The sequence below is a fragment of the Marinomonas spartinae genome, assembly GCF_016461715.1.
GTDB lineage: Bacteria > Pseudomonadota > Gammaproteobacteria > Pseudomonadales > Marinomonadaceae > Marinomonas > Marinomonas spartinae_A.
In genome coordinates, this window is record NZ_JAEMUI010000016.1 from 108828 (window position 1) to 118467 (window position 9640).

Below are 9640 nucleotides of genomic sequence, written 5' to 3' on the forward strand. Positions count from 1 at the left end.
CTTTCAATGGAAAGAAAATAAATCAGTCGAATTTAATTGTTTTTTATATAGCTTTAAAAGTAGTGTTTGACTAATAGAAATTACTTAAATGAGGGCGTTTATATGTCAGTTTTAAAAGTACTAACTGAAAATGCAACAGCGCATGCTAAAGGATTTGTTGCGGAGCAGGTAGTCACTTATTCACTTGCACAAGAGTATAAAAAACAAGGGTATTTATTCTGTTTACGGCTTATAAATCATACAAACGAGAAAACAAATCGTGATGCAGATGATGCGGAACTATATAGTATGATGAGTAATTTATCCGGAGGTTCTGGTTTATCTGTAATGCCGCTATTTAAAGTTCCCGCAGTGATAGAAGATAGGTCAGGCACATGGGGTGATATTAGAGCCGCAATAAATGAACTGAGAAGATCTGGATTTCCTAAGAATATCACTGTGTGGCTAGATGAAAAAAGTGTTCAGGACTATCTTACACTTAATTCAAATAGTGACTCTGCAAAAGAACTTAGAGATAATTGGGTAAGGGCTTTGAACGAAGCTGGTTATTCTGTTGGCTATTATTTTGGAAACATGGAAGGTTACGCTTGCCCTCCGACTAATATTGGTAAAAACACTGTTTTAGAAGCCGTTGATTGTGGTTCATCTTCAAGTAGCAGTACAATGAAAACCATATCTATTGGTGACAATGCTGGATCGTGCAAAATCCGCTGGGCCTTCTTGCCTGCAGGGCAGTAAATTAGTCAACTCTGAATAAAAGGTATCGCAATCTGCACAGATGTTACACGACAGCTTTGTATGTTGCAGGAAGTCATCATAACAATGGGCTCTTTGTTTAGGCTATACTCGTAATAGCGGGCAAAGAATCCTCTTTCTATCCCCTAGATTTTTCAACCTAAAAAAGGCGACATCGAGCCGCCTTTTATTTGTGCATACATAGCAACAGATCTTAGCTGTGTTCTTTTAAGAACTCTTCGCTCAGGTACAACTCTTCGTTGCTATTTACTTTTACATCACGGTCTAGAATCATCTTCGCAATGTCTTGCGCTTCTTCTAAAGAGTGCATTTCATAAGTGCCACATTGGTATTCGTTAAGCTCTGGAATGTCTCCTTTGCTTTTTACTTTCAATACGTCTCCCATGGCGGCTTTCCAAGACGCTGCGACTTCTTCTTCAGAGGGAGTACCAATAAGGCTCATGTAGAAGCCAGTTCGGCAACCCATTGGTGAAATATCGATGATTTCAACACTATTGCTATTTAGGTGTTCGCGCATGAAACCAGCAAACAAATGTTCTAGTGTGTGAATGCCTTTTTCAGAAAGGATTTCTTCGTTTGGTACGCAAAAACGTAAGTCGAAGACGGTGATATCATCGCCTTTTGGTGTCGACATGGATTTTGCAACTCGAACGGCTGGGGCATGCATACGTGTATGGTCTACGCGAAAACTGTCTAATAGTGGCATATTACTCTCCTGCTAATAGGGTCATGTCCTTAGACATGTCTGGTAAATGTTCTACTTAATAGGGATTATTGTACATGAATTTTTGGGGCATGAATGCGTCTTTTTCTGTCTTTGTAGTGCTCAAACAGTATGGCGAATAAGAAGGCGCCGAGCGCAAAGAGCAGGTTCGTCCCCATGAAGGAAGCGATCAACAGACAGGAAACGCAAGCCAAGACGGCAAAGAGTCGGTATTTGCCTTTTAATAGATGTAATCCCGTGATCGAGGTCAGACCATAAATCAAAATAAATGCACCATTGGTCATCTCTATTAACATACTCATAGCGCCATCGGTATAATGAAAGGTAAGCAAGGAAAGTAAGCTTACCAAGCTAACAAGGATGACCGCCCGAGTGGGGGAGCCTTTTTTCGATAAGGGGGCAAAGGTTGAGGGAAGGGCTCCTTTTGCTGCCAGAGTCTGAACCATTCGAGCAAATCCGATCAGATACATACCGACATTTGTAAAGGCGATGATAAAGGCTGCGCCAGCAAAGAAGCGCTTACTGTTTTCACCAAATAGATGGCCAACTAATAAGGCGAGCGATTGACTGTTAGTAAGGTCATCGCCATAGGTGTGATGATAGCTGACTAATAATACGACGATGAGATATAGAAGCACTACAATGGCCATACCACCAAATAGAGCGATCGGAAAATCCCGCGCAGGGTTTTTAAATTCTGCTCCTAAGTGAGCCATGACTTCTAAACCAAGAAAACACCAGAATATGCTACCAATGGATAATAGCGTTGTTTTCCAACTTACCCAATCATGGGGTGTTTCTATAGAGGCCGTGGCTGCGCTTAAGTTGCCTTTCCAAGCAAGGCTAATAACGCAGAGAATTAACATGACGACAATGTAGACTTGTGCTTTAGAAGAGTTCTCAGCTCCTGCCAAGGCATACAGTGTCATAATAAGTAAGGTCGCGATGCTTAGAGCAAAAATGTAGTGTTCGTCTAAGTTGAGTGCTACGGCAAGATACGCCGCTGCAATTTTGATTGCTACGGTTGGACCAACTAATAAAATGCTGAGAAATAGCCAACCTACAGCTCGCTCTGCTGTTTCTCCAAACTGTTTACCAATATAATGCGATGCGCCTCCGGCGGAGGGGAATCGGCTACCGAGAAACGCAAAGACAAACGCAATGGGAAGAGAAATACATGCGGTTATTAGCCAGGCATAGAAGGAAAAAGCCCCTGACTGAGTAACTGATAAAGCAGGTAATAGCATGAGTCCAGTTCCGACAAACGTCGTGACAGTCATTGCCATGCCTTGAATCGGCCCTAAGGTTTTCTGGTATTTCATGGGATTATCCTGATAATCAAGGTGAACATGAATGAATAAGAGCATCATAGGGGAATGAGTGTGATAGTTGACCTTGCAAACAGAGGGGATATCCCGTCATTTTCACGGAATGGCGCTCATATTGCGGGTTACGGAAAGATTACCGATATGAGTGTTGAACATATAAAGAGTTGTAATATATGCAATTAGATAAATACGATCAAAAGTTAATTGCTCTGTTAGTTGATGATGCAAGACGTTCTGTTACTGAATTAAGTAAACAAATCAATTTGTCTCGTTCGGCGGTTGCGGATCGAATTAGACGTTTAGAGGAAAATGGCATGATTACGGGGTATCATGCGCATATTAAAGCAGACTCTAGCCAAACTGTTACTGCTTATTTGGCACTGACCTTTCGTCCTCTATCATGCCAGCTTGTTCAGCCGTATATTGATAGGGTGCCTGAAATAAAGCTAGCACATTCTATTAGTGGGGATATAGATCTTATTCTATTAGTAGAAGCAGCAACTATGAGCCGTCTTCATGATATTCGTAGTGATATTGATTCTTGGCCGAATATCCATAAAGTAGTGACGCATATGTGTCTAGCAAAACGATTAGATCGTTATTAGATCTGTATCATTATAAAGTGTGCTAGTCTGTCATTTGTAATATCTTCCTGAGTGAGGTGAGGCTCTGACTCCGTTAAATCTAAAGGATAAATGGTTCAAAAACATTAAGGGCAATGAAGATTTACTTTTGTTGTCTTGGCTAGGGGCTGTGTGTGGCATCTTAAGTGGCCTACTGATGGTGCTGCTTTATTGGCTTGTTCAATGGCCTGCGGAACATTTTATGTTTGGTGGCGGAGATGGTTTTGCGGCATTGACTGATTGGCAGCGAGCTTTATTACCCATTATCTCCTGCTTTTTATTGGTTGTATTTTTCATTTGGCTGCCTGCTAAATATCACAAGCTAGGCATTCCGTATGTCATTGAACGTTTGAATTATCATCAGGGAGTATTGCCCGTGGTGAATGGCGTTGTGCAATTTTTCTCAGTTGCCATTGCTTTAGCGGGTGGATTATCCATCGGTAAAGAAGGTCCAGCTGTTCATATAGGAGCAACCTTTGGTAGTTTGCTAGCCCAACGTAATCGATTACCCCAATTTGGTGTTGAAACCTTATTGGCTTGTGGTGTTTCTGGTGCAATAGCGGCGTCCTTTCAAACCCCTTTAGGGGGTGTTTTATTTGCCTTTGAAGTTATTTTTTTAGAATACCGCGTGCAATATGTGCTGCCTGTTTTACTTTCCTCCGTGGCGGGGATGTTGGTCAGTCAATACTTTTTAGGGGCACTAAGTGTTTTTCGAGTCAATAACTTTTCTGCCACCTTACTAAATCTAGATCTCTTACTGGCATGTTTAACGTTGGTACTCTCCATCGTTGTTTTAGCATTGCTTTTTAATCGAGTGCAAAAAATACTATGGCCTTTAAGTCGGTTACCTATCTGGACACGATTTTCTCTAGTGGCGATGGTTACATCTTTGGCTGCTTATTACTTACCTGATATTTTGGGGGGAGGGTATGATCCTCTGGTTAAGGTCTTGTCAGGTGAAACCTTGATGTATTCCTTGTTGGTTTTCTTAGTAGCGAAAACACTGCTCACGTCTTTTACCATTGGATTAGGCATTCCTGGTGGCATGATTGGACCGACGTTAATTATTGGGGGCGTAGCGGGGGTTCAAGTGGCCTTCGTCTTTGGTGAGGGGATGGGTATTCATCATGAGTTAGCTTTGTTTGCCTTGTTGGGGATGGCAGGCATGATGGCGGCTTGTTTCCAAGCCCCTTTAACGGCACTGATTACCGTGGTGGAAATGACCCACTCTTCTGAGGCGATTGTGCCTGCTTTATTCGTGATTGTATTAGCCTGCTTAATCATGAGATTGATCTTTCAAGAAGAGTCGGTATTTGTGTCGCGGCTGCATTTTGCAGGCTTGTCCCACACATTAAATCCGTTTAAGCACCATCTTATGTTACACAGTGTTCAGCCTGTGTCAGAGGAGGTGGTTGTATTACCTGCTTATGCTTCCCCAGAAGAAGTAAAAGATTTAGGGGCAAGTACCCTAGACTTCGCGGCTTTTAGAGTGGATGATAATTGGCGTATCGCCAGACGCGCTCATATGTTAGAAGCTCTTGAAGCCTTGAATCAGGGGCCCCAGCCTTGGCTTGTTGCAGATGGTGATCATATACTGATGAACCTTCTTGAAGCGGTTGAGTCTACCTCTATCGATGAAATTGAGGATCCCGACTCGTTGGCCTCTGTTGCGGATTGGTTTCATCAAACACAAGCGTCTGATGTCTTGGTGGTATTTTCTAAATCTCACCAAGTCAGTGTCATTTCTCGTCGGACGATGGATCAGTTTTTATTTAAGGATCGTTAGGATGTTGTGGGTTAAAGCGTTTCATATTATTTCTTTAGTGTGCTGGTTTGCAGCACTGTTTTATTTACCTCGTTTATTTGTCTATCACGCAAACAGTACAGACGCTGAAAGTATTGCTCGCTTCAAAATAATGGAGCGTAAGTTATACCGAGGCATTATGACGCCATCAGCGATTGCGACCATTGTGTTTGGTGTATGGCTGGTATCATACAATCCCTCTTACTATATGCACGCTGGTTGGTTTCATGCCAAGCTTGCGTTAGTGTTGATATTGTTAGGTTATCATCATGCTTGTGGTCGGTTACTGAAAAAGTTTGCAGAAGACCGTAATACTCGAAGTCATGTCTTTTATCGTTGGTTTAACGAGCTGCCTGTTATTTTGTTAATTGCTATTGTTATATTAGTGGTTGTTAAGCCGTTTTAAGTTAAGTTGGTGCGTGACTTTGCATTAACCTATTACTGTATTTAAATTGATAAATTAGAGGAATTATGAGTCGATCAGAAGATTTATACGCACGCGCCCAACACCGTATTCCTGGTGGCGTCAATTCACCAGTACGAGCTTTTAACGGTGTTGGTGGAACCCCTTTGTTTTTTCAAAAAGGGCAGGGCGCTTATCTTTATGATGAAGATAAAAAACGCTATATCGACTATGTTGGTTCTTGGGGACCAATGATTTTGGGACATTCACATCCAGATGTTTTGTCGGCTGTTCGCGAACAAATTGAAGACGGTTTGAGTTTCGGTGCCCCAACCGAAGTAGAAATCTCTATGGCAGAAAAAGTCTGTGAGCTTGTACCCTCTATGGATATGGTTCGTATGGTGAACTCGGGGACAGAAGCCACCATGAGTGCAATCCGCTTGGCGCGTGGCTACACCGGGCGAGATAAAATTGTGAAATTCGAGGGATGCTATCATGGTCACTCTGACTCGTTGTTAGTGAAAGCTGGGTCTGGTGCGTTGACGCTTGGCGTGCCGAATTCGCCAGGAGTACCAGCAGATCTTGCTCAGCATACTGTTACCCTGCAATACAATGATAGCCAAGAAGTTAAAGAATGTTTTGCTGATATTGGCGAGCAAATTGCTTGTATTATTGTTGAGCCAGTGGCTGGCAATATGAACTGTGTTCCTCCTGTTGAGGGGTTCTTAGAAACATTACGTCAAGTTTGTGATGAGTCTGGCGCCGTATTGATTTTTGATGAGGTGATGACAGGTTTTCGAGTGGCCTTGGGCGGCGCCCAGGAGCGCTTTGGTGTTGTCCCTGATTTAACAACCTTAGGTAAAGTTATCGGCGCTGGCATGCCGGTTGGTGCGTTTGGTGGTAAACGTACCATTATGGAACATATTTCGCCTTTGGGGCCTGTGTATCAGGCGGGTACCTTATCAGGTAACCCTGTTGCTATGGTGGCAGGGTTGACGGTATTGAACAAAATTAGCGAGCCGGGTTTCCATGCACAGTTAGAGGAAAAAGCACATAGATTAGTGACCGGCTTAAAGCGGGTGGCTGATGAGCAAGGTGTGCCATTTTGTGTGGTGAACGAAGGTGGCATGTTCGGCTTTTTCTTTACCAAGGCTGATAAAGTGACGAGCTTTGCAGAAGTTCAGCAGTGTGATATTGAGCGTTTTAAAAAGTTCTTTCATTTTATGCTGGAAGAAGGGGTGTACTTTGCTCCCGCTGCCTTTGAGGCTGGTTTTATCTCGCAGGCCCACACAAATGAAGATATTGATTATACAATCGAAGCGGCTAAACGTTCTTTTGCTAAGTTAATTTAATGAAGAAATCCCTCGAAAAGGTATTTGAAATGTCGGTAGACGAAACAGAAAAGCGTTCATTACATGATTCATCAGACGAACTGGATAGTGAAGACAGTGTTGAGTTGAAGCAGCCTCATAAAGGGGTGTATTTGTTACCTAATCTGTTTACAACAGCGGCACTTTTTTCAGGTTTCTATTCCATTATCGCGGCAATGAATGGGAATTTTACCCATGCGGCTGTTGCCATCTTTATTTCAATGGTATTTGACGGTTTAGATGGCAGAGTGGCCCGCATGACAAGAACTCAGAGTGCCTTCGGTGCTCAGTATGATTCTCTTGCTGACATGGTGTCTTTTGGATTGGCGCCCGCGTTGGTCGCCTTTACTTGGGCGTTAGCGCCTTTGGGAAAAGTTGGCTGGATCGCTGCCTTTATATATGCTGTTGGGGCAGCGCTGCGTTTGGCACGATTCAATACGATGATTGGTTTGGAAGACAAACGTTATTTTACTGGGTTGCCTAGTCCTGCAGCTGCTGCCATTGTTGCGGGTGTGATCTGGGCGGCAAACGATTCGGGAATAACGGGTGCGAGCCTAGCCGAAGTAATGGCATTGCTTGTGCCTATCGTCGGTTTGCTTATGGTGAGTAGCGTCAAATATCGTAGTTTTAAAGACCTTGATTTGAAGGGGCGAGTGCCTTTTGTCGTGCTGCTTATTGCAGTATTGGCTTTCGTTATCGCGGCTCTGGAACCTGCCATTGTCTTAATGGGCTTGTTCTGTCTTTATGGACTATGGGGGCTGATGGGCAGAGTCTCGGCAAAATTTCGTTAACTTGATACTTAAAAATCAAGGTCAAGGCTCTCTTGCGGCAATGTGAGAGGGCCTTTTTTTGATGTAGAGGAACTATCCTAATAATAAGCAGTCTATTTGTTGACTGAATAAAGGGTATCGAGATGATTATCAAAAATAAAAAAGCGTCAGATTGTTTAGAATCTGAAGTGACAGATCTGCAAGTCTATCTCAATCGTCGTCAATTTATGCGGGCGTCTGGCGGTATTGCACTTGGGCTGGGGGCAAGCAATGTTTTTGCAGCACTGCAAAGTGGCAATCCGCTTAAGCCTCCCGCTGTGTTGGCAGATGCTTTTGGGAAAATTACTGAAACCTCCTTTGGGAAAAATGAGAAGGTTGCACCCTATGATGTAGCAACGACTTACAATAACTTTTACGAATTTGGCTATGGTAAAAGTGACCCATCAGAATACTCCTCACATTTTACAACACGTCCCTGGACCATGACAGTGGAAGGAGAAGCGGAAAACACGGGGGTATTCAACCTTGACGATATTATTAAAGAATCCGCGTTAGAAGAGCGTATCTATCGACATCGATGTGTTGAAGCTTGGTCGATGGTTATTCCATGGGTTGGTGTCTCTCTAGCGGATGTTTTAAAGCGATTTAAACCCACTTCAAAGGCAAAGTATGTTGCCTTTGAAACCATTTATGATCCTAAAGAAATGCCGGGTCAACAAGGTGGTGTGTCATTGGATTGGCCGTACCGTGAAGGACTACGAATGGATGAAGCGATGAATCCATTGGCGATGTTTACCGTTGGTATGTATGGAAGTATTTTACCCAATCAGAATGGTGCGCCCGTGCGTTTGGTATTGCCTTGGAAATATGGATTTAAAAGCATTAAATCCATTGTGAAGATTCGCTTTGTTGAAACAATGCCACAGACGACGTGGAATATGTTAGCGCCAAGTGAGTATGGTTTTTATGCCAATGTTAATCCAAATGTAGATCACCCTCGTTGGTCACAAAAGCAAGAGCGTCGGTTGCCTGGTGGGGTGCTGTTCCCAAATGTAATTCCTACAAGAATGTTTAATGGATACGAAGAAGAAGTGGCAAGCTTGTACAAGGGGATGGACTTAAGAAGGAACTACTAACGTGTCAACATTTTGGGATAGAAGAGAAAAGCCTTATGTACTCATATTGTTCAGCCTCCCTTTTGTCTGGATGTTTGTGTCACTACTAATGGGCCAATATTTTCCTGATCCAGGGAAGTTATTGATGAGGCTGAGTGGTATTTGGGCCTCTGTGTGTGTTGTTGCTGTTTTGTCTATGACTTGGATTGGTAAAATCAAACCATTTCGTTTTATCAATCGATACCGCCGTTTTATTGGCTTAGCGGCTTTTTTTTATGGGCTCCTTCATTTCATCATTTATCTGGTCTTGTTTGCTGGATTAAGTTGGACTTGGATCAGTTCAGACCTTGTTGAAAAGCCCTATATATATGTTGGTGTGATTGCATTGGTTATCATGGCTGTTCTTGCAATAACCAGTACAAAAAAAATGATGCGACGATTGGGGCGAACATGGAAGCCAATTCATCGCCTGATGTATCTTTCAGCGATCGCTGTTATTGCTCACTTATGGTGGCAAGTGAAAGACGACACATCATTGGCTATGTGGTTTTCTGTTTTTTTAGTACCGCTCCTTGTATGCAAAATACCGACTCTACCAACCTGGAAAAAGTATTTTAAAAAAACTTAGAAAAAATACTTGCCATAAGTTTTTCAGGATGTATCATACGCATCCACTGACATGAGCAACGCTTTACAACAATGAAAGTGATGCCTACCTCTATTCGACTTGCTCTTTTAGAGAAGTTA

At 42.8% G+C, this 9640-nt stretch carries 10 protein-coding genes; 8 read left to right on the forward strand and 2 right to left on the reverse strand.

The genetic code is table 11. The annotated features are described in order from the left end of the window. Positions 1 to 102 precede the first annotated feature (102 nt). Complete coding sequence (locus JHD45_RS15270; RefSeq protein ID WP_199477373.1) at positions 103 to 738, forward strand: hypothetical protein; 636 nt, start codon at positions 103 to 105, stop codon at positions 736 to 738. 211 nt (positions 739 to 949) lie between these two features. Here the strand turns inward: JHD45_RS15270 and luxS are convergent, their stop codons facing one another. Continuing rightward, positions 950 to 1462, reverse strand: a complete 513-nt coding sequence (gene luxS / locus JHD45_RS15275) for an S-ribosylhomocysteine lyase (RefSeq protein WP_199477374.1) — start codon at positions 1460 to 1462, stop codon at positions 950 to 952. A gap of 65 nt (positions 1463 to 1527) precedes the next feature. Then, positions 1528 to 2802, reverse strand: a complete 1275-nt coding sequence (gene yjeH, locus JHD45_RS15280; RefSeq protein ID WP_199477375.1) for an L-methionine/branched-chain amino acid transporter — start codon at positions 2800 to 2802, stop codon at positions 1528 to 1530. 179 nt (positions 2803 to 2981) lie between these two features. Here yjeH and JHD45_RS15285 point away from each other — a divergent pair, with 179 nt between their 5' ends. From JHD45_RS15285 to JHD45_RS15315, 7 genes are all read left to right on the forward strand, one after another. Beyond that, entirely contained in the window at positions 2982 to 3413 is a 432-nt protein-coding gene (locus tag JHD45_RS15285) for an Lrp/AsnC family transcriptional regulator (protein ID WP_199477376.1), read from the forward strand. Positions 3414 to 3540: 127 nt separating this feature from the next. Continuing rightward, positions 3541 to 5217 (forward strand): chloride channel protein, encoded by a 1677-nt coding sequence (locus JHD45_RS15290; protein WP_233407862.1) that lies wholly within the window; start codon positions 3541 to 3543, stop codon positions 5215 to 5217. 1 nt (position 5218) lies between these two features. After that, positions 5219 to 5641 (forward strand): protoporphyrinogen oxidase HemJ, encoded by a 423-nt coding sequence (gene hemJ / locus JHD45_RS15295; RefSeq protein ID WP_199477377.1) that lies wholly within the window; start codon positions 5219 to 5221, stop codon positions 5639 to 5641. Positions 5642 to 5706: 65 nt separating this feature from the next. Then, complete coding sequence (hemL, locus tag JHD45_RS15300) at positions 5707 to 6990, forward strand: glutamate-1-semialdehyde 2,1-aminomutase (protein WP_199477378.1); 1284 nt, start codon at positions 5707 to 5709, stop codon at positions 6988 to 6990. A gap of 29 nt (positions 6991 to 7019) precedes the next feature. After that, a complete protein-coding gene (gene pssA / locus JHD45_RS15305; protein ID WP_199477388.1) occupies positions 7020 to 7799 on the forward strand; it encodes a CDP-diacylglycerol--serine O-phosphatidyltransferase in 780 nt (259 codons plus the stop codon). A gap of 122 nt (positions 7800 to 7921) precedes the next feature. Further along, positions 7922 to 8914, forward strand: a complete 993-nt coding sequence (gene msrP / locus JHD45_RS15310; protein ID WP_199477379.1) for a protein-methionine-sulfoxide reductase catalytic subunit MsrP — start codon at positions 7922 to 7924, stop codon at positions 8912 to 8914. A 1-nt stretch (position 8915) separates the two neighbouring features. Beyond that, entirely contained in the window at positions 8916 to 9521 is a 606-nt protein-coding gene (locus tag JHD45_RS15315; protein WP_325097308.1) for a protein-methionine-sulfoxide reductase heme-binding subunit MsrQ, read from the forward strand. Positions 9522 to 9640: the final 119 nt, after the last annotated feature.